The organism is Micromonospora sp. NPDC005979, assembly GCF_040614415.1.
Taxonomy (GTDB): Bacteria; Actinomycetota; Actinomycetes; order Mycobacteriales; family Micromonosporaceae; genus Micromonospora.
This window is the reverse complement of the sequence record NZ_JBEXUR010000003.1, coordinates 32,870-58,740: the sequence shown is the minus strand read 5'-3', so window position 1 is coordinate 58,740 and position 25,871 is coordinate 32,870. Positions and strand designations below refer to the sequence as shown.

Below are 25,871 nucleotides of genomic sequence, written 5' to 3'. Positions count from 1 at the left end.
CGCACGTACGCGACAGACGTAGCCTCGGGGGAGGGGTGTGACGATGCAGCGCCGCACACCGGGTGGTCAACGGCCCGCCCGCCGACCGGGTCAGGCCGGCCGGCCGGGTGCCGGGCGGGCCACCCGCGGGTCGCTCCGGGACGCCGGCGTACGCGCCGAACCACGCGGTGCCGCCGGTCGCGCCCCGGGCACGGTCCGGGGCGCCGAGGGCGGGCGGTCCGCGAGTCGTCCGGCCGCCGCCCGGCGTACCGCCGCCGGTGGCGGTGCCGTCAAGCGGCTCGCCGCACCCCATCCCCGTCGCTTCACCGGCCGGGCCACCGTCCTGTTCGCGGTGCTGATCGCGCTCGCCCTGGCGTACACCTACCCGGTGCGGGTCTACCTCGACCAGCAGGCCGACATCGAACGGATGGAGGCCGCGCAGACGGCGCAGGAGAAGGAGATCGCCAAGCTCGCGGCCGAGGCCGCCAAGTGGCAGGACGACGAGTACAAGATCACCCAGGCCCGGGAGCGGTTCTTCATGGGTCGTCCGGGCGAGAAGATGATGGTGGTCATGAACGACGCCGAGGGCGCGGCCCGCGACGCCGGCAAGCCCGCCGGTTCGGGTGCCACGGCCGGGCCTTCGACCTGGTACGACACCCTCTGGTCGAGCGTGCGCGCGGCGGACAGCCAGCAGCCGGGCAAGTGACCCACCGACCAGCACACCAGGAGAGACGAGCACCGTGACTGTCGTACCCCCGTCGGAGCCGGCGGCGGATTCCGTACCCCTGCCGCAGCGGGAACCGGCGAACGAGGCCGACCTGGCCGCGGTGGCCGCGCAGCTCGGCCGCCCGCCCCGGGGCACCCGGGCGGTGGCCCACCGCTGCCCGTGCGGCCTGCCCGACGTGGTGGAGACGACGCCCCGCCTCGCCGACGGCACCCCGTTCCCGACGCTGTTCTACCTGACCTGCCCCCGGGCCACCGCGGCGTGCAGCCGGCTGGAGTCGGCGGGTCTGATGAAGGAGATGGCCGGCCGGTTGGCGACCGATCCGGAGCTGGCCGCCCACTACCGGGCGGCGCATGAGGACTACCTCGCCCGCCGGGACGCGATCGGCGAGGTTCCGGAGATCGCCGGCATCTCGGCCGGCGGAATGCCGGGCCGGGTGAAGTGCCTGCACGTGCACCTCGGCCACGCCCTGGGCGCCGGCCCCGGCGTGAACCCGCTCGGCGACGAGACGTTGGCGCTGGTCGAGCCCTGGTGGACGGCCGGACCGTGCGTGGACCTGCCCGACAGCGAATGACCACACAGGCCGAGGGGCAGATCCTGGTGCGGCGGGCCCGCACCCGGGACGTGCGGGGCATCCGCCGGCTGGTCGACACGTATACCGACGACCGGCGCCTGCTCAGCAAGGCCACCGTGACCCTGTACGAGGACGTGCAGGAGTTCCGGGTCGCGGTCCGGGCCGACGACGGCGTCGTGGTGGGCTGCGGGGCGCTGCACGTGATGTGGGAGGACCTGGCCGAGATCCGTACGGTGGCCGTGGATCCGTCCTGCCGGGGCCAGCGGATCGGGTACCGGCTGGTGCGCGAGCTGATCGACGCGGCTCGCGAGTTGGGCATCGCACGGATCTTCGTCCTGACCTTCGAGACCCGGTTCTTCGGCTCGTTCGGTTTCCGCGAGATCGACGGCGCGCCGGTGCCGCAGCCGGTCTACGAGCAGCTGCTGCGCTCGTACGACGAGGGCGTCGCGGAATTCCTGGACCTGGAGCGGGTCAAGCCCAACACGTTGGGCAACACCCGGATGCTGCTGCGGTTGTAGTGCTCACCGGCGTCGGTGGCGGGCTGTCGTAGGGTTGCCGGGTGACGACGCGTGTGGCGGCCATCGACTGCGGGACCAACTCGATCCGACTCCTGGTCGCCGACCTGCCGGAGGAGTCGGCCGGGCCGCAGGCCCCGCTCGTCGACGTGACCCGGCGGATGGAGATCGTCCGGCTGGGGCAGGGCGTGGACCGGACGGGCCGGCTGGCGCCGGAGGCGATCGAGCGGACCCGGGTGGCGCTGGCGTCGTACGCCGCCGACATCGAGAAGTTGGGCGCCCAGCGGGTACGGATGTGCGCGACCTCGGCCTCGCGGGACGCCGCCAACGCCGCCGACTTCACCGAGATGGTGCGGCAGACCCTCGGCGTCGCGCCCGAGGTGGTGAGCGGCGACGAGGAGGCCCGGCTGTCGTTCACCGGCGCGGTGCGCGGGCTGCCGGCCGACGCGAAGGAGCCGTTCCTCGTCGTCGACATCGGCGGCGGCTCGACCGAGTTCGTGGTCGGTGACCGGGCCGGTGTGCGGTCGGCGATCTCGGTGGACATCGGCTGCGTCCGGATGACCGAACGGCACCTGGCGGGTGATCCGCCGACGCCGGAGCAGGTCGCGGCGGCGGAGGCCGACATCGCCGCCGTCGTGGACCGGGCGCTCGCGGCGGTGCCCGGCCGCGAGGCGGCCACCCTCGTCGGCCTCGCCGGTTCGGTCACCACCGTGGTGGCCATCGCCGAGGGACTGCGGGGGTACGAGCCGGAGCGCATCCACCACGCGCGGGTGTCGTACGAGGCGGTCGCGCGGGTGACCGCGGACCTGCTGGAGCGGACCAGCGCGCAGCGGCTGGAGATCCCGGTGATGCACCCGGGGCGGGCCGACGTGATCGGCGCGGGGGCGCTGGTGCTACGCGTGATCATGGAGCGGGCCGGCATGCCGTCGGTGGTGGCGTCCGAGCACGACATCCTCGACGGCATCGCCTGGAGCCTCCGGTAGGCCGCGCCCGACCCTGATCGACACCGACATCGCCGATATCGCGGTATCCGGGCCACCTGGACACCCCGATATCAGCGATCTCGTGTTGATCTAAGGCTCAGTCCGTCGCCAGGTCCGGCCGGTGCTGCCGAATCCACTCTTCGACGTCGGTGCGTCGCCAGATCTGACCCATCCGCAACACCTGGTGGGGTGCGGGGAAGTCGCGCCGGGAGGCGACCACGGAAGCCCGAGCGCGCGAAACGCCGCCGAGCATGTCTCGTATCTCCGCGATTCCCACGAACTCGCCCATGGGTTGACGGTAGGTACCAGCGATAGTCGGACGATCGCTAACAGCGATCGGGGTTGACGATCGTATACGGAAGTAGCACGATCGAGGGATGGCGACACCTAACGTTTCCCCTGATCGCGATCGCCAGCGTCGGGCGGTGCGCCCGCACCTGCCGATGCGGCCCCTCTGGTTGTGCCGCGTCTGCGCGGCCGCCTGGCCGTGTCAGCCCGCGCGTTTGTCGTTGAGCATCGAGTACCGCCGTGACCGGGTCGGCCTGAGTGTCTACATGGCTGGCCTGTTGTTCGAGGCCACCGCGGATCTGATCAAGCTCAATCCGAACCCCGCGCCATCCCCGGCCGACCTGTTCGCCAGATTCGTGAGCTGGACCGCGAGGGGGTCCGAGTCTGACCCGACGAGCCTTGCGCGTCGTACCGCTGATCCCGCAGGCCATGACGAACCCCCGTCCCCTCGATGATCCACTCCACATCGTCGATGTCGCGGTGACCTGCTGGCCGGATGCCCCCACGTCGGCGACCCGGAGTCGATCGTCACCCCTGGTATCGGCGAGTCGTTGACGCTACTTCGCATTGCACACTAGTGTGCAGTGCGTGGACACCACACAGTTGTTGAAGGGCGTGCTCGATCTGGCCGTCCTGGCCGTCCTGCGCGAGGAGGACGGTTACGGCTACGACATCCTGCGCCGGCTCCGCGAAGCCGGCCTGGAGGAGATCGGCGACGCCTCGGTCTACGGCACGCTGCGTCGTCTCTTCGCCGCCGGCCTGCTCACCACGTACGTCGTGCCGAGCGAGACCGGCCCGCACCGCAAGTACTACTCGCTCAACGCCGCCGGGCGTGACCAGTTGACCCGCTCCGGCAAGCTCTGGCGCTCGTTCGCCACCACCATGGACACGCTGCTCGACGATCGGGGGCTGGCGGCATGACCGTCACGGAGCAGGAGATCACCGACTACGTGGCGCGGGTCCGCGCCGCCCTGGCCGACGTGCCGCCCGACCGGCGCACCGAGCTGACCGAGGACCTCGCCGACCACCTCACCGAGGTCGCTGCCGAGGGTGAGGGCACCCTCGTCGAGCGACTGGGTGAGCCGGAGACGTACGCCGCCGAGCTGCGCGCCGCTGCCGGCGTCGGTGTCGGCGGCGGTCGCAACCTGGACCACCGGGTCGCCGCCGCCGTGGTCCGGGTCCGCAGCCGCCTGCGCGCGATCGACTCCCGGCTCGGCCCACCCCTGGGGTACGCGACGGCGAGCGACTTCCTCCGTCTGCTGCGCCCCGGCTGGTGGGTGCTGCGCGGCTACCTGGCGGCCATGCTGCTCACGGTGATCAGCACCGGCGGCAGCTTCGGGGTGCTGCCCCGCTTCGGTGGGGAGTTGCTCGCCGGTCTGATCATGCTGGTGGGCTTCGTGCTCGCCTCGATCTGGCTCGGCCGCCGTTCGGCCCAGCTCACCCGCTGGCCGCGCTCGGCGGTGCAGGTCGGCAGCGCGGTGCTGGTCGTCTTCGCGCTGTCCGCCCTCGTGCAGGCGGAGGACCGGATGCGGTACGGCGACTACGGCTACAACCCGACCTCGGTGGACAACCCGTACGACCGGATCCGGGACGTCTTCGTCTACGACAGCGACGGTCGGCTGGTGGAGAACGCCCGCCTCTTCGACGAGAACGGCAACCCCATCCGGCTCGGCTACCCGGACTGTCTCGACCCCGCCGAGGCGTACAACAATCCGCTGTTGCGGCCGTACCCGTACTGCCCCGACCGGGCGCCCTTCGGGCCGCCCCGGGGCCCGGACATGCCCGGGGCGCCAGCGGTGCCGACCAGCACGCCGTCGGCAAGCGAGTCACCGACCGTGGCGACGCCGACGGCGAGTCCGAGCGCGACGTCGAGTGACGAGCCGACCCCGACTCCGACCCGGACGAGCTGAGAGGGCGATGTGAACCAGATCATGCACACGATGCTGGGAAATAGCTGAACGGACGAGGCGAGCGGGACGGCACCGGAAATCAATGATCGTTACGGTGTCGTCTGCTCATTCATCCCTCGGAAGGAACCCCCGTGTCAGAGCAGGTCGCACCGCCCCCCGCGTCCGACGAAGCGCCGGCCCAGCCGGCCGCCGAGACGCCGGCCCAGCCGGCCGTCGGCACGCCGGCCCAGCCGGCCGTCGAGACGCCGCCGCCGGCCGAGCCGGAGGGTAAGTCCGGTGGGAAGAAGGCGCTCGGCATCATCGGCGCGATCGTCATCTTCCTCGTCATCGCCGGCCTGAAGTTCGGCCTCGGCGCGGCCATCGGCAGCTTCCTGAACAAGGACGAGACCGCCGACGCGAAGGCCGGCGACTGCATCGCCGAGCTGCCCGAGATCAAGGGCGACAAGGAGGAGGAGGTCGACGGCGCCAAGGTCGTCGAGTGCACCTCCACCGACGCCGCGTACAACGTGGTCGGTCGGCTCGACGGGCAGACCGAGACGCAGGCCAAGTCCGAGACCACCTGCAACGAGTTCTTCAAGGAAGGCGAGGAGGGGTACGTCTTCTACAGCATCGAGTCGGGCAAGAAGGGCTACGTCCTCTGCCTGACCAAGAAGGCCTGATAACACGCCTGAAGCACCGATGACGGCGGCGGGGAACATTCCCCGCCGCCGTCGGCGTACCCGCGGTCACCAGCCGGCGAACGGGAGGTGAATGCCACTGTTCCGACGTCTTCCCGGCCGGGGTCACGGCGTGGCAGGCTACCGGCACGTAGGACCACTGGGCGACCAGCCAACGATGACTGACCGCTAGGAGGACGGCCGATGGGCGACATGGTGAGCTACCGCAGCAACGGGGGCACGAGCGAGGGGTATCTCGCGATACCCGCGAGCGGCACGGCCAGCCCCGCCGTCATCGTCCTGCAGGAGTCGTGGGGCCTGGTCCCGCACATCCGGTCGGTCGCGGACCGGTTCGCCGAGGCCGGCTTCGTCGCCCTCGTCCCGAACTTCCGGCACGACACGGAGACCAGCCAGGCGGCCGAGGCGCAGCACGAGTTGGCGACGCGGGTGGCCGAGGCGGCGAAGGACGTCGCGGACGCCGCCGACTACCTCGCCGGGCGTCCCGAGGTCACCGGCAAGGTCGGCGCGGTCGGGTTCGGCGCCGGTGGCAGCCTGGCTCTCAGGTCGGCGACCCGCTCCGAGCGGATCGTGGCCACCGCGGGCTTCTATCCCGCCCTGTCGTGGGAGTCGATGCGTTCCGACTGGGTCGACTACGCCGGCAAGGCGGCCATCGTCCACTGCTCCGATCAGGACGGCACCTCCACCGACGAGGGCGTGCAGGCCGTACGTCGGGCCGTCGAGGAGGCCGGCGGCACCTGCCAGCTCTACGACTACCCGGGCACCTCGCACGGGTTCTTCGACGACGACCGGCCGGAGGCGTTTGACCAGCGCGCCGCCGCCAGCGCGTGGGCGCGCACCCTCGAACTCTTCCGGGCCAAGCTTGGCTGAGTCCCGTACCCCCGATCAGGTCGTCGCCCGTGCCGAACGGGCGGCGGACCTGGCCGATCTCGACGCGGCGGTCAGCGACTGTTTCGCCTGCCCCCGACTGGTCGGATGGCGGGAGGAGGTGGCCCGCACCCGGCGGGCCGCCTTCCGCGACCAGGAGTACTGGGGTCGCCCGGTGCCCGGATTCGGGCCCGGCGACGCGCGCATCGCCATCCTGGGCCTCGCGCCCGCCGCGCACGGCGGCAACCGCACGGGCCGGATCTTCACCGGCGACCGCTCGGGCGACGTGCTCTTCGCGGCCCTGCACCGGGCCGGACTGGCCAACCAGCCGACCAGCGTCGCCGCCGACGACGGGCTCACCCTGCGGGACACCCGGATCTTCTCGGCCGTCCGCTGCGCGCCGCCGGACAACAAGCCCACCCCGGACGAACGGGACACCTGCGCGCCCTGGCTGCACCGTGAGGTCACGCTGATCCGACCCACCCTGCGCGTCGTGGTCGCGCTGGGCGCGTTCGCCTGGGCCGCGTGGTGGCCGGTGCTCCGCCACGTGTACGGGCAGCGCCCGCCCAGCCCGCGACCCGCGTTCGGCCATGGGGCACACTGGTCCGGCGCGGCCGTGCCGGAGTTGCTCGGTTGCTACCACGTCAGCCAGCAGAACACCTTCACCGGGCGGCTGACACCGGGGATGTTGGACGACGTCTTCGGCCGGGCCAAGCAGCTGGCCGAAGTGGACTGAGGACGCGTGGGGTGGTGGCGATGACGACCGGAACACGCCCGCCCGCGCCGTCGCCGCCCGCCGCGTCGGGTGTGGTCCGTCCGGTGCTCGGCCTGCTACGCCGTTGGTGGCCGGTGGGTGTGGTGGCGGCCCTGCTCGCGGCGGCCGCGCTCGCGTCCGCCCACTCGTCGATCGGCGCGAGCCGGATCCCGCCGGCCGCCGAGAACGTGCCGTGGGTACCGGAATATCCGACGGACGTGCCGTCGCCGTCGATCCCCGTCGAACCGAGGGACGCCGGCGAGGCCACCGAGGCGCACATCCCGCAGTGGATCGCGACCGTGGCGATGGTCCTGCTCGGGCTGGCGATCCTCGCCGTGCTCGGCTACCTCACCTGGATCCTGCTCCGTGGCGCGCTGCGCCGCACCTCGCGGGCCCTACCGGCGCAGCGGGCCCGGCGTACGGCCGAGGGCACGGCCCGCGAGGTGGTCGCCGCCCTGGACGCCGGCCTGGTGGAGCTGGACGACCAGTCCACCGATCCCCGGGTCGCGGTCATCGCCTGCTGGGTACGCCTGGAGGAGGCCGCCTCCGCCGCCGGTGTGCCCCGGCATCTCGGCGACACACCGACCGACCTGGTCACCCGGTTGCTGCGGGGCGACGAGTCGACAGGTGTCCCGGCGATCGTCAGCGCCGACGTGCTCGCCGAGTTCGCGCACGTCTACCGCGAGGCCCGGTACGCCACGCGTGAGGTCGGTGCGGGCACCCGCGACCAGGCCCGTGCCGCGCTACGGCGGTTGCGTGGCGAACTCACCATCGTCACGACTGGCCCGCCCGGGGTGCCGGCATGAGCGGCAGCGCCAGCATCGACGACCTGCTCACCTTCGAGGAGGAGCGGCCGAGGCACGACGACGGGCGGCCCGGTGGCCGGGCCGGGCGGGTGTTCCGGGCCCTTCTCGGCAACGCGGCCCTGGTCGCCGTACTCGTCGTCGGTCTCCGGGCGGTCGGCCTGCAGATCTCCCTGGCGATCCTGATCGCCGGGGTGTTCGCCGTGTCCGCGGTACGCCGGGTCGCCGCCGCGCTCGCCCCGCCACCCGCGGCGAGGTCCCGTACCCGGCTCGCCCAGGATGACGACGGCACCTGGAACTGGGGTGCCCGGGACGCGCTGCGCGCCGCGATCAACGGCTGGGAATTGCCGCTGGACTGGTCCACCACCCGACCCGAACGCTTCACCGGGGTGATCCTGCCCCGGCTCGCGGAACTGGCCGACGAGCGGCTTCGCCTGAAGCACTCCGTGACCCGTGAGTCGGATCCGGTCCGGGCCCGCGCCCTGCTGGGCGACCGGCTGTGGACGTTCCTGGAAACCCCGCCCCGACGCCCCCCGTCGCCGCGCGATCTCGCGGTGATCGTCGCCGAACTGGAGAAGATCTGATGAACGACGTGGACCGGAGCATGCCCGCCACCGAGGTGGGTCGCCTGGCGCGGGCCGTCCTGGACGCGGTCGGTACCGTCGTGGTCGGCAAGCGCGACGCGTTGGAGCTGGTCCTCGCCGGGATCCTGGCGGGTGGGCACGTGCTCCTGGAGGATCTGCCCGGCCTCGGCAAGACGCTCACCGCGCGCTCCTTCGCGCAGGCGCTCGGGCTGGACTTCCGCCGCCTCCAGTTCACCCCCGACCTGCTCCCCGCCGACGTCACCGGCTCCTTCCTCTACGACCAGCGCAACGGCGACTTCACCTTCCGGGCCGGGCCGGTCTTCACCAACCTGCTCCTCGCCGACGAGATCAACCGGACACCGCCGAAGACCCAGTCCGCGCTGCTCGAGGCCATGCAGGAAAAGCAGGTCTCGGTCGAGGGCGTCACGTACAAGCTGGACGAGCCGTTCCACGTGCTGGCGACCGCCAACCCCATCGAGTACGAGGGCACCTATCCGCTGCCCGAGGCGCAGCTCGACCGGTTCCTGCTGCGGGTCTCGTTCGGCTACCCCCACCAGGAGGAGGAGTGGGAGGTGCTGCGCCGCCGGATGGGCCGCCGCCGCGAGGAGGCGGACATCAAACCGGTGGTGGACGCCGCCACCCTGCGGGCCATGCAGGCCGCCCTGGAGGACGTGGTGGTGGAGGACTCGATCGGCCGGTACATCGTGGCGCTCACGGCGGCCACCCGGGAACACCCGTCGGTGCTGGTCGGCGCCTCGCCGCGCGGCTCGTTGGCGTTGCTGCTGCTGTCCCGGGTACGCGCGGTGTTCGACGGCCGGGACTACGTGGTGCCGGAGGACGTCAAGGCGGTCGCCGCCCCCGCGCTGGCCCACCGGATCACCCTGCGCCCCGAGATGTGGCTGCGCCGCGTCGACCCGGCGTTCGTGGTCGGAGAGGTGTTGGAGGGGACGCCGGCTCCGGCCAGCGGCGCCCTGCCCAGCTACGCCGCCGGCGGGCCCCGGCACTGATGACCGGTCCGACCGCGTCCGCGCCGCGATCCACCGAGCCGGAGTCGAGCGCCGGCTGGGCGCCCACCCCCGCGCTCGGCCGCGCCGTGCTGCTCGCCGGCCTGTTGCTGGTGGCGGGGGTGCTGCTCGGCCGGGTCGACCTCGTCGTGCTGGCGGCGCCGATCGCGCTGGGCACCGCGTACGCGCTGCGTCGCCGGCCCACCGCGCTGCCGCAGGTCTGGATCACCAGTGCCGAGGACGGACCGCTGGTCGAGGGCGGCGAGGTGTCGGCGGCGGTGAGTGTCGGCAACCCGGACACGGTCGACTACGACCTCGTGGTGGTGCGGTCGCGGGTCTCGCCGTGGCTGCGGATCGCCCGTGCCGGTTTCGCCGGTGTCGAACCCGTCGCCGCGCCGCCGGCCACCGCCACCTCGCCCGCCTCCGGCCGGGGACGTTCGGCCGCCGACCGGCCGTTCGTGACCTCGGTGCCCAGCGGCGCGGCGGTGGACCTGGAACTGGCCGGGCGGGCTCTGCGGTGGGGTCGGCACCCCGTCGGCCCGGCCGGGGCGCGGGTCGCCGCGGCGGGTGGCCTGCTGGTGTCCCGGGCGGTGATCACCGAACCGGTCGGGGTGCGGGTCTACCCGCGTACCGAGCCGTTCGAGGCGGTGGAGGCGATGCCCCGCGCCGCCGGTCTGGTGGGCGCACACCACTCCCGCCGTCCGGGAGAGGGCGGTGAGCTGGCCGGAGTGCGGGTCTTCGCCCCGGGCGACCGACTCCGCCGCGTCGACTGGCGGGTGTCGCTGCGCGCTCGGCAGTTGCACGTGGCGGCGACGCTGTCGGACCGTGACGCCGAGGTGGTGGTGCTGCTCGACGTGCTCGCCGAGGCGGGCCGTTCCGGCGGTGTGGACGGCGCCGCGTCCGTACTGGACACCACCGTGCGGGCCACCGCCGCGATCGCCGAGCACTACCTGCACCGGGGCGACCGGGTGTCGTTGCTGGAGTACGGGCCGGGCGCCCGCCGACTGCGGCCCGCCGCCGGCCGCCGGCAGTACCTGACGGTGCTGGAATGGCTGCTCGACGTACGCGCCGACGCGGCCCAGCACGAGCCGTACGACCAGGTCTTCGGCCCGCAGCTGCTCTCCTCGGACGCGTTGGTGGTGGTCCTCACCCCGCTGCTGGACGAACGGTCGGCGCAGATGCTGGCACGGCTGGCGCGCGCCGGCCGGTTCGTGGTGGCGGTCGACACGTTGCCGGCCGACCTGACTCCGCCGAAGGACCGGGGGTGGGCCGAGGTGGCGTACCGCCTGTGGCGACTGGACCGGGAGACGATGATCGGGCAGCTCCGGGAGCACGGCGTGCCGGTGGTGCGCTGGGCCGGCGCGGGCAGCCTGGACCAGGTGCTGCGGGACGTGGCCCGGCTGGCGACGGCCCCGCGGGTCGGTGGCCGGTGAGCGCGAGGAGTGAGCCGGGTTTGCGAGCCCCGCAGTCGCGAACGACAGGAGCACGGTGAGCGCGAGGAGTGAGCCGGGTTTGCGAGCCCCGCAGTCGCGAACGACAGGAGCACGATGAGTGCGATCGGGGAGCGGGTTCGGGCTGTTCAGGACGCCGTGACCCGGATCAGCGCCGTACCACTGCTGGTGCGGGTCGCCATCTTCGTCACGACGCTGGCCGGTTTCGCGGTGGCGTTTCCCGCCGAGGTGTTGACCGGTCGGCCGCTGCTGTTCCTGGCGGTGGCCGCGCTGCTGCCGGCCGTGGGTCCGCGCCGGTTGTGGCCGACGTTCGCGGCGCTGGTGATGGCTGGTGGCTGGCTGCTCGCGACCGACGGGTACGGCCGGCCGGTGGCGTTGTGGCGGTTGCTCGCCGTCGCCGCGCTGCTGTACCTGGGGCACTCCCTGTGCGCGCTGGCGGCGCTGCTGCCGTACGACGGGGTGGTGGACGCGGGACTGATCACCCGGTGGTTGTCGCGGGTGGCCGCGGTGCTCTTGGGTACGGCCGTGCTGGGGGTGCTGCTGTTGCGGGTGGCGGGTCTTGGTGGCGAGACCGGTCACCAGTGGGTCACCGTGCTCGGGTTGCTGGTGGCGGTGGGTGTCGCCGCGTTGCTGGGTTGGCTGCTGCGACGTCGGTGAACCCGTGATGCAAGAGGGTTACGCAGGTCACAGGGGTTGTGTTCCGTCACAGATGGGGGGCGCGAGCGGGATTACCTGAGCAGGGCGGGGAAAGATAGACGACGTGAATCCGAAGCGGATCCTTGTGGTGGGTGCCGGGCACGTCGGTCTCTACGCCGCCCTGCGCCTGTCGAAGAAGCTCAGCTCCCGTGAGGCTGAGGTCATCGTCGTGGACCCCCAGCCCCACATGACCTATCAGCCGTTCCTCCCCGAGGCCGCGGCGGGGAACATCTCCCCCCGGCACGCCGTGGTGCCGCTGCGCCGTGAGCTGCGCCGGTGCACGGTGGTGGCGGGAACTGTCACGCGGGTCGAGCACGACCGCAAGGTGGCGACCGTGCAGCCGATCGCCGGCCCGGCCCGGGAGATCGCGTACGACCACGTGATCGTGGCCCCGGGCTCGGTGTCCCGGACGCTGCCGATTCCGGGCCTGCACGAGCAGGGCATCGGGTTCAAGACGATCGGCGAGGCGATCTACCTCCGCAACCACGTGCTGGACCGGCTGGACATCGCGGCCGCGACCCCGGACGCGGAGGTCCGCCGTTCGGCGTTGACCTTCACGTTCGTCGGCGGTGGGTACGCCGGCATCGAGGCGCTCGCCGAGATGGAGGACATGGCTCGGGACGCCCTGCGCTACTACCCGGAGCTGAAGCCGGAGGACATGCGCTGGGTGCTCGTCGAGGCGACCCAGCGGGTGCTGCCCGAGGTCGACCGGGACATGGGCGCCTACACGGTGCAGCAGCTCACGAAGCGCAACATGGACATCCGGCTGGACACCCGCCTGGAGTCCTGTGTCGACGGGGTAGTGAAGCTCTCCGACGGGGACAGCTTCCGGTCCGACACGATCGTGTGGACGGCGGGTGTGAAGCCGTCGCCGATGCTGGACGCGACGGACTTCCCGCGCGACGATCGCCGGCGGGTCACCTGCATCCCCACCCTTCAGGTGGTCGACGGTGACCGGGTGATCGACGGCGCGTGGAGCGCGGGTGACTGCGCCGCCGTGCCGGACCTGACCAAGGAGCCGGGCAACTTCTGCTCGCCGAGCGCGCAGCACGCGGTGCGTCAGGCGGCGCGGATGGCCGACAACATCGTCGCGGTGATCCGGGGTCGCGAGCCGGTCGACTACAAGCACAAGCACGCCGGCAGCGTGGCCAGCCTCGGCCTGCACAAGGGCGTCGCCCAGGTGTACGGCATCAAGATGACGGGTTGGCCGGCCTGGTTCATGCACCGGACGTACCACATGAGCCGGATCCCCTCGTTCAACCGCAAGGTCCGGGTCGTGGTGGACTGGTCGCTGGCGTTCTTCCTCAAGCGTGAGGTGGTCGCGCTGGGCCAGTTGCACGACCCGCGCGAGGAGTTCGTCGAGGCCTCCCAGCCGGTCGGCGCTCCGCGCGTCTGACCCAGCCGTTAGGAAGGGCCCCTTCTTATCGTTTTCGATAAGAAGGGGCCCTTCCTAACGCCTGCCTGACGTGAGTTGAACCCGGCGGCGTCAGACCTTCCAGGTCCAGGCGTCGGCGATTCTGGTCGCCGGGCCGTAGAGCTGTTCCAGGGTGGCCTTCAGGCTCGCTGCGTGCGGGGCGTCGTCGGTCAGTGCCACGCAGGACGCGCCCCAGAAGTCCGCGTCCTTCGCGGCCTGCCGGCGCTGCTCGTCACCGATGGCCGGTTGGTCGCCGCGGCGGGCGACGTCGGCCAGCAGAGCCGAGGTGGGCTGCTTGAAGGTCCCCATGGCGGCGGTGCCACCGCGCCCGTAGGGGCCGATGAAGAACCCCTCGGGCAGGCCGAAGCCGGCGTCGGCGGCGGCCGCCCAGCGCATCGGCCACGGCTCCTTGGGGGTGGGCAGCGGCACCGGGACCAGCACACCACCGGGCTCGACGCACTGCCGCCAGTGTCCGCCGGTGACGAACTCCGGCAGAGCGGGCCGCCCGGCGGTCGGCAGCGGGGTCGGGAAGATCGGCAGGAGAGCCGCGACGACGGCCAGCGGCACCAGCCGACGCGCCCGCCCGGTGCTGCCCAGTGCCCGGTCGACGGCGAGGGTCAGCACCGTCGCGACGATCGGCAGCAGTGCCAGCCCGAACCGCATCGGCAACGCGCCGTCCACCACCGGCAGGCCGGCCAGCAGGGCGTACGGGCCGGGCAGCGCGGTGCGGGTGCCGCCGAGCACCACCTCCGGGCCGAGCGAGAGAGCGCCCATCACGAGGGCCGCCGCCACACACGCCAGGACCAGCCGACGTCGCCCGGCCCAGATCGCGCAGACGGCGGTGACGAGCAGCAGCGGCCAGCCGAGGAAGGTGTTGTACTCGGCCGGGCCGGTGGTGAGGCGCGACGCCTGGTCGCTGCCGGCCACCGACAGCGGTGAGACCGCCCACCAGCTGCTCAGGTCGGCCGAGAAGTAGGCCGGGCTGAACATCCCGTCGGCGACACCCTGCGGTCCGGCGAACTGGAACCACAGCGGGTAGCCGAGCACCAGCATCGCCAGACCAGCGGCGATCGCCAGTCCGCCCGCGAACCCGGGCAGCGCTCTCCGGGTGAGGTTCCGGTCCGTGAGGGCGTACGCGATCGCCATCACCAGCAGCGTGACGGCGCTGAGGAAGAGCACCTCCTCGCCGATGAAGACCTGTGCGGTCACGGCGACCGCCAGCCCGGCCGCGGAGCTGATCATCCGCCGTCGGTCCGGGCCGGCGGGCCGGCCGCGACCCTCGCCGGGGTCGGACGCCCGCAGCAGCCGTACCACCAGCCAGACGATCACCGGCACCAGCCACTGCGCCGTCATGTGCAGGTGGCTGTTGGTCTGCGAGACCATGCCGGGACCGAAGCCGCACAGACCTCCGCCGACCGCGGCGGCGAGCCGGCGGACGCGCATCGTCCGCTGGAACAGCAGGTACCAGGCGAGGGCGGTGCCGGCCAGGTTGGCGGCGGCGAGCAGCGCGAAGGAGGTGGGCGCACCGAACAGCAGGGTGACCGGGGCGCAGAGCACACCGAGCGCGATGATCGTGGTGTTGGCCATCAGGTTGACGCCGTCCGGAGCGTTGAGCCGGTCGGTGAGCAGGTGGAAGTCACCGAGCAGCGCCCGTGCGTCGACGGCCAGGAACCATTCGTAGAGCGTCTGGTCCTCGGGGTTGAGCGCCAAGGTGCGCCCACCCGGGTCGGGCCACAGCCCGTGGGTCAGCCAGCCGGCCAGCGCCATCCAGGCGAGGGCGACCAGTAGATCAGTCCGGTGGTGGCGGACGGCCGTGCGCAGCCGTACGGCCCCGCTCGCGCGCTCGACCGGATCGGCGAGGCGGACCGCCTGGTCAGGGGCGGCATCGGGGGCCGTGGGGGCTGCGCTGCTCACGGCATCGACCCTAATGTGGCCAAGCCGACGGGGTACGCCGGGTCGCCGCAGACCGGCTACGGTGACACTGCACCGTGCGTGTCGACGCGCGGGTGCCACCCGCCCGGGTGGTGGAACGGCAGACACGGCCGCCTTAAAAGCGGCTGCCGAAAGGCGTGCGGGTTCGACCCCCGCCCCGGGCACCATCCGCCACGGCCTCGCGTTCCCATTCGTGATCACCAGGAGTGGGCCGGGCAGTTTACTCTTGGGGGGCACGTTCACGTGCAAACGACCCCCTGAGGGAGGCCAGAAAGTGAAGACCTCGAACCCGGTGCTCGCCCGGCTCGGCCAGGCGGCCGAGCGGGAGCGCTCCGCCGGGTACGCACCGACCGGGCCGTACGGACAGCCCGGCATTCCGCAGCAGTACCCGTCCCAGACCGGCTACCCGGCCGCGCCGCCCGCCGTGGCGCCGATGACCGTCGACGACGTGGTCGTCAAGACGGTCGCCCTGCTCGGCATCCTCGGCATCACCGCCGCGGCCGCCTGGGTGCTCGTGCCCGACGCGCTTCTCGGTCTCGCCTGGGGCGCCGCGGCAGTCGTCGGCCTGGTCCTGGGCTTGATCATCTCGTTCTCCCGGATGGCCAACCCGGCGCTGGTCATCGCGTACGCGGTGGTCGAGGGCGTCTTCGTCGGCATGGTCAGCAAGGCGTTCGAGACCTTCTACGACGGCATCGTGCTCCAGGCCGCCGTGGCGAGCTTCGGCATCTTCTTCGTGATGACGATGGTCTACAAGGCGAAGATCATCCGGGCCACCCCGATGTTCGTGAAGATCGTGTCGACGGCCATCATCGGCCTCGCCGCGGTGATGCTGATCAACCTGGTGCTGGCGCTGTTCGGCGTCAACACGGGTCTGCGTGACGGCAGCCCGCTCGCGATCGGCTTCAGCCTCGTCTGCATCGTGGTCGCGTCGCTGAGCTTCGTGCTCAGCTTCAAGGAGATCGAGGACGGCGTCCGGATGGGCCTGCCCCAGCGCTACTCCTGGGTCGCCGCGTTCGGCATCCTGGTCAGCCTGGTCTGGCTCTACATCGAGATCCTGCGCCTGTTGAGCTACTTCCAGGGCGACGACTGACCTCGTCCGCCCCGCTGACCGGCGCCCGCTCCCGCTTCCTGCGGGGGCGGGCGCCGTCGTCCGTGCCGTTTCGCCGCCACCGCCGGGCCGTCCGGGGCAGAGTGAATCTCCTGGGGGTACGGGCGGAGGAGGCGACGGTGCGCAGCGACAACCCGGTGCTCAAGCGGCTGGACGAGACCGGCCGGTTGGAGTCCCGGGTGGTCAGCTCCCGCGACGTCGAGCCGATGACGGTCGACGACGTCGTGGTGCGTACCGTCGGACTGCTCCTGCTCACCGGCGCGACCGCCGCGGTGTCCTGGGCCGTGGTGCCCGACGCGGTGTGGTTGGGTGCGGCCCTGGCCGGCACCGCCCTGGCCTCGATCGTGCTGGTCCTGGTCATCTCGCTGCGGGCGATCACCAATCCGGTGCCGATCACCGGCTACGCGCTGCTCCAGGGGCTGCTGCTCGGGGTGGCCAGCCGGGCCTTCGAACAGGTCTACCCGGGGATCGTCGTGCAGGCGGTGGCCGGCACCTTCGGCGTCTTCCTCGGCATGGCCGCGCTGTACCGGGCCCGGGTGATCCGCGCGACCCCCCGACTGGCCCGGCTCGTGATCGGCACGCTCCTCGGCATCGCCGTGCTGAGCGTGGTCAACCTCGTCTCCTACCTGATCTCCGGCCGGTCGGGGTTGGCGGTCTACAGCGTCAGCGGGGAGGTCGGCTGGTTGCCGTACGCCTTCTCGGTGGTGGCGATCATCGCGGGCGCGTTCAGCTTCATCCTCGACTTCGACCTGGTCGAGCGTTCGGTGCGCGACGGCCGACCACGCCGGTACGCGTGGCTGAGCGCCTTCGGTCTGCTGACCGGCCTGGTGTTCCTCTACTGGCAGTTGCTGCGGTTGCTCAGCTACCTGCGCCGCTGACCGAACGCCCGCCGTCCGGCCGTAGACTCGGCGCGGTGAGCGTAACGGAGTTGGAGCAGGCCGTGCGGTCGCTGGTCGGCCAGGTCGGGCACTGGGAACAGCCGCGCTGGGCCGCGACCGCGACCACCGGCAACGTGCCCCGCGCCGACCTGGTGCACCGTCTGGTGCAGGAGGTCGCCAACCTCGCCGCCGACGCCGAAGGGCAACCACGTCGCACCGTGCCCCGGCTCGACAACGACCTGGCCCTGCCCGACCAACTGCGGGTGGTGACCGCCGACCTGCTCGCCGCCGGGGCCGACGCCGAGGTGCTGGCGCGGGCCGCCGCCGAGGTGACGGCGACCCGCAACGCGCTCTGAGCCGCCGGGCGCACCCGGTGCCGCGCGCCCGGCGCGCTCGAATCGTCAGCTCAGCCGTTCGAGGACCATCGCCATGCCCTGGCCGCCGCCGACGCACATGGTTTCCAGACCGATCGTCTTGTCGTGCCACTCGAGGGCGTTGAGCAGGGTGCCGGTGATCCGGGCGCCGGTCATGCCGAAGGGGTGCCCGACCGCGATCGCGCCGCCCATCACGTTCAGCTTCTCCTCCGGGATGCCCAACTGGCGGTAGGAGGGGATGACCTGCGCGGCGAACGCCTCGTTGATCTCGACCAGGTCGACGTCATCGATGGTCATGCCCGCCCGGCGTAGTGCCTGCCGGGACGCCTCGACCGGTCCGAGGCCCATGATCTCCGGCGACAGCGCGGTCACGCCGGTGGAGACGATCCGGGCCAGCGGGGTCAGACCCAGTTCCTCGGCCCGCTGGGCGCTCATCACCACGACGACGGCGGCCCCGTCGTTGAGCGGGCAGCAGTTGCCCGCGGTGATCCGGCCGTCCGGGCGGAACACCGGCTTCAGCCCGGCGACCGCGTCGAGGGTGACGCCGGCCCGGGGACCGTCGTCGGTGCTCACCACGGTGCCGTCCGGCGTGGTGACCGGGGTGATCTCCCGGGCCCAGAAACCGTCGGCGATGGCCTTCTCGGCGAGGTTCTGGCTGCGTACGCCGAACTCGTCCATGTCGGCGCGGGTCACGTCGTACACCTGGGCCAGGTTCTCCGCGGTCTGCCCCATGGTCAGGTAGATGTCCGGCAGGTCGCCGCTGTCGCGCGGGTCGGCCCACACCTCGGCGCCGCCCTGGGCGCGGCGCTTCGAGCGCTCGGCCGCGGACGCGAAGCGCGGGTTCTCCCAGCCGCCGCCGACCAGCGCCTGCGCCTCCGGCGGCAGACCGTCGGAGCTGCCGCGCGCGTACCGGGAGACCATCTCGACCCCGGCGGAGACGAACAGGTCGCCCTCCCCGGCGCGGATCGCGTGCAGGGCCATCCGGGTGGTCTGCAACGACGAGGCGCAGTAGCGGGTCAGCGTCGCGCCGGGCACGGTGTCCAGGCCGAGCAGGGTGGCCACCACCCGGGCCATGTTGAAGCCCTGTTCACCGCCGGGCAGGCCGCACCCGAGGTAGATGTCGTCGATGGTGCTCGCGTCGAGCTGGGGGATCTTGTCCAGGGCGGCCTGGACGATGGTCGCGGCGAGGTCGTCGGAGCGGACATCGCGCAGAGACCCCTTGTGGGCCCGGCCGATGGGGGAGCGGGCGGTAGCGACGATGACGGCGTCGCGGGACGACTCAATCGGCATGGGCCAACGTTAACCCGCCGGTAACATGGCGCGGAAGAAGCGGGCGCGGCGGGAAATGTCACCCTCGCCGGGCGCGCGTCACCGCCGGGAGGCGACCGCCGCGGCGGCCACGATGGCCGGTAGCAGGGCGTGCGCCCACACCCGGTAGCCGTCGGCCGACGGGTGGAAACCGTCGTGGCACAGGGTGCCCGCGTCGGCCCGGAACACCGGCCCGGTCTCGGTGGCCAGGTCGACCACCGTCCCGCCCGCCTCCAGCACCGCCGTGGTCTGCGCGCGGGCCATCCTCCGACCGGACCAGCCGACGAGCTGCCGCAGCGGCGGCGCGATGGCGCGTACGGCCCCGAGGTCGGGGCAGGTGCCCACCACCACCTCGACGCGCGCCTCCCGCAGCCGGTGCACCGCTGCCCCCAGGTACGCGGACGCGTCGCCGGGCCGGCGCAACCCGGTGGCGTCGTTCGCGCCGATCAGGATCAGCGCCACGTCGGGTCGCTCGCCGAGCAGGGCCCGGGCGACCTGGGTGGTCAGGTCGGTGGAGCGGGAGCCCGAGACGCCGACGCTGGACAGGTGTACCCGGCGGCCGGACGGTCCCTCCGCGAGCAGGTTGGCCAACTGCCCGCCGATGGTGTCGTCGAGGCGGTCGACGCCGACACCCAGCGCCGACGAGTCACCGAGCAGCACCAGGCGCAGCGGCGCGGCGTCGGCCCGGCCGATCGTGGCGCGCAGGGCCAGCCCCAGCTCCGGCTGGGCGTAGCGCCGGTGCCGCGCGACGAACGCCTCGCCGGCCAGGACGGCGGCGCCGCCCACCGTGCCGGCCAGCAGCGAGAGCACCGCCGCCCGACCCAGCCGGCCGGGGAAGCCGGCGGTCACGCCTCGCTCGCTGCGCTCGTTCATGCCAGTCCCTCCACTGTCGAGGTGTCCGCGGAACCTGCCTGCGGCACCGCGTGCACACCGAAGAACGCCCGGCGACGCAACTGCGCCCACCGGCCGGCCGGCCCCCGGTCGCGACCCCGGACCTGGGCGCCGCTGACCTCGGTGCCGGCGTGCCGGGCCGCCTCCTGTGCGGCCTCTGGCAGCGACCGTACGCCCTCGCCCCGCGCCGGTGTGACCCGTCGTTCCTGCCCCGCGCCGAGCGCGGACAGCATCGTCGGTAGCAGGGCGGCGGCGGCCATGGCGTACCCCTCGGCGGAGGGGTGGAACCGGTCCCAGGCGAACATCCGCAGCGGCTCCGCCGCGAACCGGGGGCCGAGCAGGTCGCCCAGGGACACCGTCCAGCCGCCCGCCTCGACCACGGCAACCGTCTGCGCGGCGGCGAGCTGGCGACTCCACCGGTGCGCCAGCCAGCGCAGCGGTGGCTGGATCGGCCGGATCGCGCCGAGGTCGGGGCAGGTGCCGACGACCACCTCGCAGCCGGCGGCGCGCAGCGAGCGGACCGCCTCGACCAGGTAACGCACGGCCAGGCCACGCGGAGTGCGGTTGGTGATGTCGTTGCCGCCGATGAGGATCACCGCGATGTCCGGGGAGCACTCGAGCGCCGCTTCCACCTGGTGACGCAGGGCCGCGGAGATGGCCCCGACCACCGCGAACCGGCGCAGCTGCACCGGCCGGTGCAGCCGCCGGGAGAGGCCGGTGGCGAGCAGCGCTCCGGGCGTCTCCCGGCGGCGGTGCACGCCGTAGCCGGCCGCCGACGAGTCACCGAGCACGACCATGGTGAGCGCGGGGCCGGGGAACTTCGCGCCGTACGTCCCGTCGCAGCGCGGCGGGGGCGCCTCGGCCATCGGAATGGTGCGCCGGGCCTGGCGGGCCTGGCCGAGCAGCACGCCGCCGGTCGCCATGGCGGCCGCCGCGGTGGCGCCCGTGCCGATCGCCGCCAGTCGGGCGATCCGCCAGGCCTGCCGCCAGCGCGGACCAACGGGTACGACAGAACCAGCCACCCCCATATGGCGACATTATCGCGCCGGCCCGACACACCGCTGTCGTCGTCACGGCTCGCGAATGCCTGGAAACCGACGCGACGGGGTACCTGTCCGGTGGAGGCCGGCCGACTTGCGCCGACCCGCCACGCTGATCCGGCGGAGAGGAGCGCGACGATGGGGAAGACACTGAAGCGCAGCGCGGCGTTCGCGGCCCTGGCGCGGGCACTGATGGCGGGGGCGCGGGGCGGACCGTCGCTGGGCGCCCGGCTGGCGGCGCTGCCCCGGATGATCCGTGCCACCACCAGGGGCGAGTACGACGGTGGCCTCCGGCTGGCCCTCATGACGGCGGCCACGGCGTACATCGTTTCGCCCATCGACTTCCTGCCGGAGATCCCGCTGGCGATCTTCGGGCTGGCCGACGACGCCGTCATGGTGACCTGGCTGGCGGGCAGCGTGCTCTCGGAGACCGACCGCTTCCTGGAGTGGGAGGCCCGGCGCAGCTCGGTCATCCCCGGGGGTCTGGTGCACTGACGGCACGTACGCTGGGCGGCGAGGATACGTCTGCCCGGCCGCCGTCGCCGGCGCCGCAACGAAGGGCACACCGTGCAGTACTACGACAACGTCGTCGACATGATCGGCAACACTCCGCTGGTCCGCCTGCGGAGCGTCACCGAGGGCATCCGGGCCACCGTGCTCGCCAAGGTGGAGTACGTCAACCCGGGCGGCTCGGTGAAGGACCGGATCGCCCTGCGCATGGTGGAGGACGCCGAGGCGGCCGGCCTGCTCAAGCCCGGCGGCACCATCGTCGAGCCGACCAGTGGTAACACCGGCGTCGGGCTGGCCCTGGTGGCCCAGCTCAAGGGCTACCGGTGCGTCTTCGTCTGCCCCGACAAGGTCAGCCAGGACAAGCAGGACGTGCTGCGGGCGTACGGCGCCGAGGTGGTGGTCTGCCCGACGGCGGTCGCCCCGGAGGACCCGCGCTCGTACTACAACGTGTCCGACCGGCTGACCCGCGAGATCCCCGGCGCGTGGAAGCCCGACCAGTACAGCAACCCGGCGAACCCACGCTCGCACTACGAGACCACCGGTCCGGAGCTGTGGAAGCAGACCGAGGGCGGGCTCACCCACTTCGTGGCGGGCGTCGGCACCGGCGGCACGATCTCCGGCATCGGGCGGTACCTCAAGGAGGCCTCCGACGGCCGGGTGAAGATCGTCGGCGCCGACCCGGAGGGTTCGGTCTACTCCGGCGGCACCGGCCGGCCGTACCTGGTGGAGGGCGTCGGCGAGGACTTCTGGCCCGAGACGTACGACCGGGGCGTCGCCGACGAGATCATCGAGGTGTCCGACAAGGCGTCGTTCGAGATGACCCGGCGGCTGGCCCGCGAGGAGGGGCTGCTGGTCGGTGGCTCCTGCGGGATGGCCGTGGTGGCCGCGCTGGAGGTGGCGCGCAGGGCTGCCCCGGACGACGTCGTGGTGGTGCTGCTGCCGGACGGCGGCCGGGGCTACCTCTCGAAGATCTTCAACGACTCGTGGATGGCCCGGTACGGCTTCCTCGACAATTCCGGCGCCGAACCCACCGTTGCCGACGCGCTGGCCAGCAAGCCGGGCGGCCTGCCCGAGTTGGTGCACGTGCACCCGACCGAGACGGTCCGCGACGCGATCGACTACATGCGCGAGTACGGCGTCTCGCAGTTGCCGGTGCTCAAGGCCGAGCCGCCGGTCGTGACCGGCGAGGTCGCCGGCTCGATCGCCGAGCGGGACCTGCTCGACGCGCTGTTCACCGGCCAGGCTCACCTGCACGACACCATCGAGCGGCACATGGGCGACCCGTTGCCGATGATCGGTGGCGGCCAGCCGGTCAGCGAGGCCGTGGGCCTGCTGGAGAAGTCCGACGCCGCCCTCGTCCTGGTCGACGGCAAACCCAAGGGCGTGCTGACCCGCCAGGACCTCCTCTCCCACCTGGGCGCCCACTAGGGTCTGTTTCAGAAGTTGATCCATGGGCTCGTCTCCGTCGATGATCTTGCGGTGGGTCGTGGTGATCTGACCGATGAGCAGTGGGCGGTGTTGGAGCCGCTGCTGCCCGCGTCGGTAGGGCGTGGGCGGCCAACGGTGTGGTCGCGTCGGCTGTTGATCAACGGGATCAGGTGGCGGGTGCGGACGGGGTGTCCGTGGCGTGATCTGCCGCCGGAGTACGGGCCGTGGCAGACGGTGTATGGGCTGTTCCGGCGGTGGCAGCGCTCAGGGGCGTGGGCGCGGATCCTCACGGCGTTGCAGGCCAGGGCGGACGCGGCCGGCTTGGTCTGCTGGGAGGTCAACGTCGACTCGACGATCTGCCGGGCTCATCAGCATGCCGCCGGCGCCCGACGCGACGGCGACGCGCAGCGGGAGCCAGCCGGTGGGGTCGTGTCTGAGCCTGCCGATCACGGACTCGGCCGGTCCCGCGGTGGCCTGACCACGAAGATTCACCTGGCGTGTGAGCAGGGCCAGAAGCCGCTGTCGATCCTGGTCACCGCCGGGCAGCGCGGGGATTCGCCGCAATTCGTGCCAGTACTGCAGGGCATCCGGGTGCCCCGGCTGGGACCAGGCCGACCACGGCAGCGGCCGGATCGCGTGCGCGGCGACAAGGCGTACTCGTCGCGGGCCAACCGTGAATATCTGCGCCGCCACGGGATCAAGGCCACCATCGCCGAGCCCGCCGACCAGGCCCGCAACCGTAAGAAGCGCGGAGCAGCCGGTGGCAGGCCACCAGTGTTCGACGTCGAGGACTACAAGGCCCGTCACGCCGTGGAGTGCGGCATCAATCGGCTCAAACGACACCGAGCCGTGGCCACCCGCTACGACAAACTCGCCGTCCGCTTCGAAGCTGCCGTGCACGTCGCCGCGATCAACGAGTGGCTCTGACCAGCCAGGCATGACCTCATGCGAAGCTGGGCAGGCTGACCAGCAGAGCAGGGAGACACCGGATGGCCGCCGATTACTACTACGCCGACACCGAGAACGGCGACCACATCGACGACCCCTCCGAAGACGCCCTGTTCATGCTCATCGACGAGCTGAACCGCGCTGACAACACCTTCGTCACGATCAACCCCGCCGACGACGACCCGGCCTGGTACGCCTCGATCTCACTGCTCGACGACGACACCTACGAAGTCGAACGCCGTGACGCCCACCAGCACATCCACGACCTCACCACTGAGACCGACCCCGGCCACATCGCCAAGGACCTCACCATCTGGCTGGCCGGCCGCCACTACCCCAACCGACCAGCCTGAACCTCAGTCCGTACTTCTGAAACAGGCCCTAGCTGCCTCCTGCGCCACACACCGCCCGCTCGCCCGCCCGCTCGCCCGCCCGCCCGCTCGCCCGCCCCGCCGGCGGGTGGCGGGTAGCCGGGTGGGCGCCGGACCCCCACCCCCTCGCGCCTCCTTTGCTCTGCTTCAACCCAGGCAACACAAACGCCCGGTAACTGTCGCCTCTGTTGAAGCAGAGCAAAGGGGCCGAGGTGGGGGTGGCCGCCTGCTGCCGGGTCGTGTTCAGGGGCGTTGGGCGGGCCTGCCGCCAGGACTTCGTTAGAGGGGTCGGGTGTAGCGGAGTTGGGGAGCCAGGGCGGTGCCCATGTGCTCCTCGCGTTCCGCTCCCGTCGACGTCCAGCCGCCGCGTTCGTAGAAGGAGCGGGCGTGGGCGTTGTCCCGCAGCACCCAGAGCACCGCGCGACGCCAACCACGGTCACGCATGGCGTCGAGCGCGTCCACCATCAACGCACGGCCGGTGCCCCGCCCCTGCTCGGCCGGGTCCAGGTGGATCGCGTTGAGCAGCCCGGTCGCCGGGTCGTCCTCGTCGTCCGGCCCCACGTAGCTGAACCCGACGAGCGCGCCGACGCGTTCCGCCACGGTCAGCCGGTGGGTGTCGCGCTCCCAGCTCCACCGCTCGACCCAGTACCGTCCCATCGCCTCCCCGGTCGGTTCGGCCAGCGCCTCGGCCGGCAGGAACGAGGAGTACGCGGCCACCCGGGACCGTTGGTGCAGGGCACCGACCCCCATCATGTCGTGGTCGGTGGCGGGGCGGAGCGTGACAGTCACCCGGCCGAGGCTACCCGGCGCGGCGGGACCTGGACGGTGGTCAGATCCTCGGCGACAACCAGATCGCCGTCGAAGTGCGCGCGAGCCTCGTCATGGTACCGGCGCGGGTCGGGATAGCGCTGGGAGAAGTGCGTCAGCACCAGCGTGCGTACCCCCGACTCGGTCGCCACCCGCGCGGCCTGCGCCGCGGTCAGGTGGCCGACCTCGGCGGCCAACGCGGCCTCCGACTCCAGGAACGTCGACTCGATGACCAGCAGGTCGGCGTGCTCGGCCAGGGCGTACACGCCGTCGCAGAGGCCGGTGTCCATGACGAAGGCGAACCGCTGCCCCGGTCGGGGCTCGCTCACCTCGTCCCGGGTGACGCGACGCCCGTCGAGGTCCAGGTGGCCGACGCGGATCAGCTCGCCGACAGCCGGGCCGGCGATGCCGTACGAGGCCAGCCGCTCCGGCAGCATCCGGTAGCCGTCCGGCTCGACGAGCCGATAGCCGTACGTCTCGATGGGGTGCCGCAACCGGCGGGCCTCCAGCGTCCCGCAGCGCAGGGCGATCCGCTGCCCATCGGTCTCGATCGGCGTTACCGCCAGCTCGGCGCTCTCGTAGAAGGAGGTGGCGTGCCGCAGCCGGGCGAAGTACTCGGCGCCGCCGGCGGGAAAGTGCACGGCGACCGGATGCGGGACCCGGTCCAGCGAGAGCCGCTGGATCGTGCCGGGCAGACCGAGGCAGTGGTCGCCGTGGAAGTGCGTGACGCAGATCCGGGTCAGGTCGCTGGCGGTGACGGTGGTGTGCAGGAGTTGGCGCTGACTGCCCTCGCCCGGGTCGAAGAGGATCACCTCGTCGTCCCAGCGCAGCACGTAACCGTTGTGGTTGCGCTGCCGGGTGGGGGTCTGGCTGGCCGTCCCGAGAATCACCAGCTCGCGCATCGACACGCTGATCTCCCACCGAGATAAAGCGACCCCCGGGGCGCTCCACGCTGTCGCGTGGGCCGGCTGGACTAAGCCGGCACCCCGGGGGTCGGGTGGCTGTCGTGGTTTTCGCCGCACCGCTGCCACACGGTCTCGACGGTCGTACTGGTTG

At 72.3% G+C, this 25,871-nt stretch carries 28 protein-coding genes, 1 tRNA gene and 1 pseudogene; 23 read left to right on the top strand and 7 right to left on the bottom strand.

The window, feature by feature from the left end; genetic code table 11:
- Nucleotides 1-43: 43 nt before the first annotated feature.
- The 4 genes from ABZ272_RS06390 to ABZ272_RS06375 are packed head-to-tail and all read left to right on the top strand — an operon-like array spanning nt 44 to nt 2,775.
- The gene (locus ABZ272_RS06390) at nt 44-685 is read left to right on the top strand and encodes a septum formation initiator family protein (RefSeq protein ID WP_355048849.1); all 642 of its coding nucleotides are present in this window, start codon (nt 44-46) and stop codon (nt 683-685) included.
- A 34-nt stretch (nt 686-719) separates the two neighbouring features.
- The gene (locus tag ABZ272_RS06385) at nt 720-1,277 is read left to right on the top strand and encodes a DUF501 domain-containing protein (RefSeq protein ID WP_355048848.1); all 558 of its coding nucleotides are present in this window, start codon (nt 720-722) and stop codon (nt 1,275-1,277) included.
- Nucleotides 1,274-1,795 carry an amino-acid N-acetyltransferase gene (locus tag ABZ272_RS06380; RefSeq protein WP_355048847.1) on the top strand — a complete coding sequence of 174 codons (522 nt, stop codon included), beginning with the start codon at nt 1,274-1,276 and terminating at the stop codon, nt 1,793-1,795. Before ABZ272_RS06385 ends, ABZ272_RS06380 begins: the two co-directional genes overlap by 4 nt.
- Before the next feature lie 53 nt (nt 1,796-1,848).
- Complete coding sequence (locus tag ABZ272_RS06375) at nt 1,849-2,775, top strand: Ppx/GppA phosphatase family protein (RefSeq protein WP_355049305.1); 927 nt, start codon at nt 1,849-1,851, stop codon at nt 2,773-2,775.
- 97 nt (nt 2,776-2,872) lie between these two features.
- Here ABZ272_RS06375 and ABZ272_RS06370 read toward each other — a convergent pair whose 3' ends face one another.
- A complete protein-coding gene (locus tag ABZ272_RS06370; RefSeq protein WP_355048846.1) occupies nt 2,873-3,064 on the bottom strand; it encodes a hypothetical protein in 192 nt (63 codons plus the stop codon).
- Between the two features lie 587 nt (nt 3,065-3,651).
- Between ABZ272_RS06370 and ABZ272_RS06365 the strand changes: the two genes are divergently transcribed.
- The 11 genes from ABZ272_RS06365 (at nt 3,652) to ABZ272_RS06315 (ending at nt 13,202) form a co-directional block, all read left to right on the top strand.
- A complete protein-coding gene (locus ABZ272_RS06365) occupies nt 3,652-3,984 on the top strand; it encodes a PadR family transcriptional regulator (protein WP_007455685.1) in 333 nt (110 codons plus the stop codon).
- On the top strand, nt 3,981-4,973 hold the full coding sequence (locus ABZ272_RS06360) for a hypothetical protein (RefSeq protein WP_355048845.1): 993 nt from the start codon (nt 3,981-3,983) through the stop codon (nt 4,971-4,973). Before ABZ272_RS06365 ends, ABZ272_RS06360 begins: the two co-directional genes overlap by 4 nt.
- 131 nt (nt 4,974-5,104) lie before the next feature.
- Nucleotides 5,105-5,632 (top strand): hypothetical protein, encoded by a 528-nt coding sequence (locus ABZ272_RS06355; protein WP_355048844.1) that lies wholly within the window; start codon nt 5,105-5,107, stop codon nt 5,630-5,632.
- A 201-nt stretch (nt 5,633-5,833) separates the two neighbouring features.
- Entirely contained in the window at nt 5,834-6,517 is a 684-nt protein-coding gene (locus ABZ272_RS06350) for a dienelactone hydrolase family protein (protein WP_355048843.1), read from the top strand.
- Nucleotides 6,510-7,250, top strand: coding sequence for a uracil-DNA glycosylase (locus tag ABZ272_RS06345; RefSeq protein ID WP_355048842.1), 741 nt, complete (start codon nt 6,510-6,512; stop codon nt 7,248-7,250). Before ABZ272_RS06350 ends, ABZ272_RS06345 begins: the two co-directional genes overlap by 8 nt.
- Before the next feature lie 20 nt (nt 7,251-7,270).
- The gene (locus ABZ272_RS06340; RefSeq protein WP_355048841.1) at nt 7,271-8,074 is read left to right on the top strand and encodes a DUF4129 domain-containing protein; all 804 of its coding nucleotides are present in this window, start codon (nt 7,271-7,273) and stop codon (nt 8,072-8,074) included.
- Nucleotides 8,071-8,655 carry a hypothetical protein gene (locus tag ABZ272_RS06335; protein ID WP_355048840.1) on the top strand — a complete coding sequence of 195 codons (585 nt, stop codon included), beginning with the start codon at nt 8,071-8,073 and terminating at the stop codon, nt 8,653-8,655. The genes ABZ272_RS06340 and ABZ272_RS06335 overlap by 4 nt, the downstream gene beginning before the upstream one ends.
- Complete coding sequence (locus tag ABZ272_RS06330; protein ID WP_355048839.1) at nt 8,655-9,662, top strand: MoxR family ATPase; 1,008 nt, start codon at nt 8,655-8,657, stop codon at nt 9,660-9,662. The genes ABZ272_RS06335 and ABZ272_RS06330 overlap by 1 nt, the downstream gene beginning before the upstream one ends.
- On the top strand, nt 9,662-11,092 hold the full coding sequence (locus tag ABZ272_RS06325; protein ID WP_355048838.1) for a DUF58 domain-containing protein: 1,431 nt from the start codon (nt 9,662-9,664) through the stop codon (nt 11,090-11,092). Before ABZ272_RS06330 ends, ABZ272_RS06325 begins: the two co-directional genes overlap by 1 nt.
- A gap of 114 nt (nt 11,093-11,206) precedes the next feature.
- Nucleotides 11,207-11,767, top strand: coding sequence for a hypothetical protein (locus ABZ272_RS06320; RefSeq protein ID WP_355048837.1), 561 nt, complete (start codon nt 11,207-11,209; stop codon nt 11,765-11,767).
- Nucleotides 11,768-11,870: 103 nt separating this feature from the next.
- Nucleotides 11,871-13,202, top strand: coding sequence for an NAD(P)/FAD-dependent oxidoreductase (locus tag ABZ272_RS06315; RefSeq protein ID WP_355048836.1), 1,332 nt, complete (start codon nt 11,871-11,873; stop codon nt 13,200-13,202).
- Nucleotides 13,203-13,292: 90 nt separating this feature from the next.
- Here the strand turns inward: ABZ272_RS06315 and ABZ272_RS06310 are convergent, their stop codons facing one another.
- Nucleotides 13,293-15,134, bottom strand: a complete 1,842-nt coding sequence (locus ABZ272_RS06310; protein WP_355048835.1) for a hypothetical protein — start codon at nt 15,132-15,134, stop codon at nt 13,293-13,295.
- 101 nt (nt 15,135-15,235) lie between these two features.
- Between ABZ272_RS06310 and ABZ272_RS06305 the strand changes: the two genes are divergently transcribed.
- From ABZ272_RS06305 to ABZ272_RS06290, 4 genes are all read left to right on the top strand, one after another.
- Nucleotides 15,236-15,319 (top strand) — tRNA-Leu (locus ABZ272_RS06305).
- 107 nt (nt 15,320-15,426) lie between these two features.
- Entirely contained in the window at nt 15,427-16,242 is an 816-nt protein-coding gene (locus tag ABZ272_RS06300) for a Bax inhibitor-1/YccA family protein (RefSeq protein WP_355048834.1), read from the top strand.
- Between the two features lie 137 nt (nt 16,243-16,379).
- Nucleotides 16,380-17,138 (top strand): Bax inhibitor-1/YccA family protein, encoded by a 759-nt coding sequence (locus ABZ272_RS06295; RefSeq protein ID WP_355048833.1) that lies wholly within the window; start codon nt 16,380-16,382, stop codon nt 17,136-17,138.
- Between the two features lie 35 nt (nt 17,139-17,173).
- Nucleotides 17,174-17,494, top strand: a complete 321-nt coding sequence (locus tag ABZ272_RS06290; protein ID WP_355048832.1) for a hypothetical protein — start codon at nt 17,174-17,176, stop codon at nt 17,492-17,494.
- Nucleotides 17,495-17,539: 45 nt separating this feature from the next.
- Here ABZ272_RS06290 and ABZ272_RS06285 read toward each other — a convergent pair whose 3' ends face one another.
- The 3 genes and pseudogenes from ABZ272_RS06285 to ABZ272_RS06275 form a co-directional block, all read right to left on the bottom strand.
- Nucleotides 17,540-18,802, bottom strand: a complete 1,263-nt coding sequence (locus tag ABZ272_RS06285; RefSeq protein ID WP_355048831.1) for an acetyl-CoA C-acetyltransferase — start codon at nt 18,800-18,802, stop codon at nt 17,540-17,542.
- 78 nt (nt 18,803-18,880) lie between these two features.
- On the bottom strand, nt 18,881-19,693 hold the full coding sequence (locus ABZ272_RS06280) for an SGNH/GDSL hydrolase family protein (protein ID WP_355049304.1): 813 nt from the start codon (nt 19,691-19,693) through the stop codon (nt 18,881-18,883).
- A pseudogene (locus tag ABZ272_RS06275) lies at nt 19,670-20,739 on the bottom strand (SGNH/GDSL hydrolase family protein); the annotation flags it as partial. The gene ABZ272_RS06280 and the pseudogene ABZ272_RS06275, both read right to left, overlap by 24 nt.
- 150 nt (nt 20,740-20,889) lie before the next feature.
- On the opposite strand from ABZ272_RS06275, the gene ABZ272_RS06270 reads away from it, so the two are divergent.
- From ABZ272_RS06270 to ABZ272_RS06255, 4 genes are all read left to right on the top strand, one after another.
- Nucleotides 20,890-21,246, top strand: a complete 357-nt coding sequence (locus ABZ272_RS06270) for a YkvA family protein (protein ID WP_355048830.1) — start codon at nt 20,890-20,892, stop codon at nt 21,244-21,246.
- Between the two features lie 72 nt (nt 21,247-21,318).
- The gene (locus ABZ272_RS06265) at nt 21,319-22,689 is read left to right on the top strand and encodes a cystathionine beta-synthase (protein WP_355048829.1); all 1,371 of its coding nucleotides are present in this window, start codon (nt 21,319-21,321) and stop codon (nt 22,687-22,689) included.
- A gap of 51 nt (nt 22,690-22,740) precedes the next feature.
- Entirely contained in the window at nt 22,741-23,616 is an 876-nt protein-coding gene (locus tag ABZ272_RS06260; protein WP_355048828.1) for an IS5 family transposase, read from the top strand.
- A 62-nt stretch (nt 23,617-23,678) separates the two neighbouring features.
- Nucleotides 23,679-23,990, top strand: coding sequence for a hypothetical protein (locus ABZ272_RS06255; RefSeq protein ID WP_355048827.1), 312 nt, complete (start codon nt 23,679-23,681; stop codon nt 23,988-23,990).
- A gap of 297 nt (nt 23,991-24,287) precedes the next feature.
- On the opposite strand, the gene ABZ272_RS06250 is transcribed toward ABZ272_RS06255, so the two are convergent.
- Both ABZ272_RS06250 and ABZ272_RS06245 read right to left on the bottom strand, forming a co-directional pair.
- A complete protein-coding gene (locus ABZ272_RS06250) occupies nt 24,288-24,797 on the bottom strand; it encodes a GNAT family N-acetyltransferase (RefSeq protein ID WP_355048826.1) in 510 nt (169 codons plus the stop codon).
- Nucleotides 24,794-25,723, bottom strand: a complete 930-nt coding sequence (locus tag ABZ272_RS06245; protein WP_355048825.1) for a ribonuclease Z — start codon at nt 25,721-25,723, stop codon at nt 24,794-24,796. The genes ABZ272_RS06250 and ABZ272_RS06245 overlap by 4 nt, the downstream gene beginning before the upstream one ends.
- Nucleotides 25,724-25,871: the final 148 nt, after the last annotated feature.

Bases quoted from the DNA above. Each gene is read 5' to 3' on its own strand.
- ABZ272_RS06350 (WP_355048843.1), top strand. From the start codon at position 5,834: ATGGGCGACATGGTGAGCTACCGCAGCAACGGGGGCACGAGCGAGGGG.
- ABZ272_RS06390 (WP_355048849.1), top strand. From the start codon at position 44: ATGCAGCGCCGCACACCGGGTGGTCAACGGCCCGCCCGCCGACCGGGT.
- ABZ272_RS06360 (WP_355048845.1), top strand. From the start codon at position 3,981: ATGACCGTCACGGAGCAGGAGATCACCGACTACGTGGCGCGGGTCCGC.
- ABZ272_RS06330 (WP_355048839.1), top strand. From the start codon at position 8,655: ATGAACGACGTGGACCGGAGCATGCCCGCCACCGAGGTGGGTCGCCTG.
- ABZ272_RS06280 (WP_355049304.1), bottom strand. From the start codon at position 19,693: ATGAACGAGCGCAGCGAGCGAGGCGTGACCGCCGGCTTCCCCGGCCGG.
- ABZ272_RS06270 (WP_355048830.1), top strand. From the start codon at position 20,890: ATGGGGAAGACACTGAAGCGCAGCGCGGCGTTCGCGGCCCTGGCGCGG.
- ABZ272_RS06285 (WP_355048831.1), bottom strand. From the start codon at position 18,802: ATGCCGATTGAGTCGTCCCGCGACGCCGTCATCGTCGCTACCGCCCGC.
- ABZ272_RS06380 (WP_355048847.1), top strand. From the start codon at position 1,274: ATGACCACACAGGCCGAGGGGCAGATCCTGGTGCGGCGGGCCCGCACC.
- ABZ272_RS06325 (WP_355048838.1), top strand. From the start codon at position 9,662: ATGACCGGTCCGACCGCGTCCGCGCCGCGATCCACCGAGCCGGAGTCG.
- ABZ272_RS06335 (WP_355048840.1), top strand. From the start codon at position 8,071: ATGAGCGGCAGCGCCAGCATCGACGACCTGCTCACCTTCGAGGAGGAG.
- ABZ272_RS06370 (WP_355048846.1), bottom strand. From the start codon at position 3,064: ATGGGCGAGTTCGTGGGAATCGCGGAGATACGAGACATGCTCGGCGGC.
- ABZ272_RS06320 (WP_355048837.1), top strand. From the start codon at position 11,207: ATGAGTGCGATCGGGGAGCGGGTTCGGGCTGTTCAGGACGCCGTGACC.
- ABZ272_RS06340 (WP_355048841.1), top strand. From the start codon at position 7,271: ATGACGACCGGAACACGCCCGCCCGCGCCGTCGCCGCCCGCCGCGTCG.
- ABZ272_RS06255 (WP_355048827.1), top strand. From the start codon at position 23,679: ATGGCCGCCGATTACTACTACGCCGACACCGAGAACGGCGACCACATC.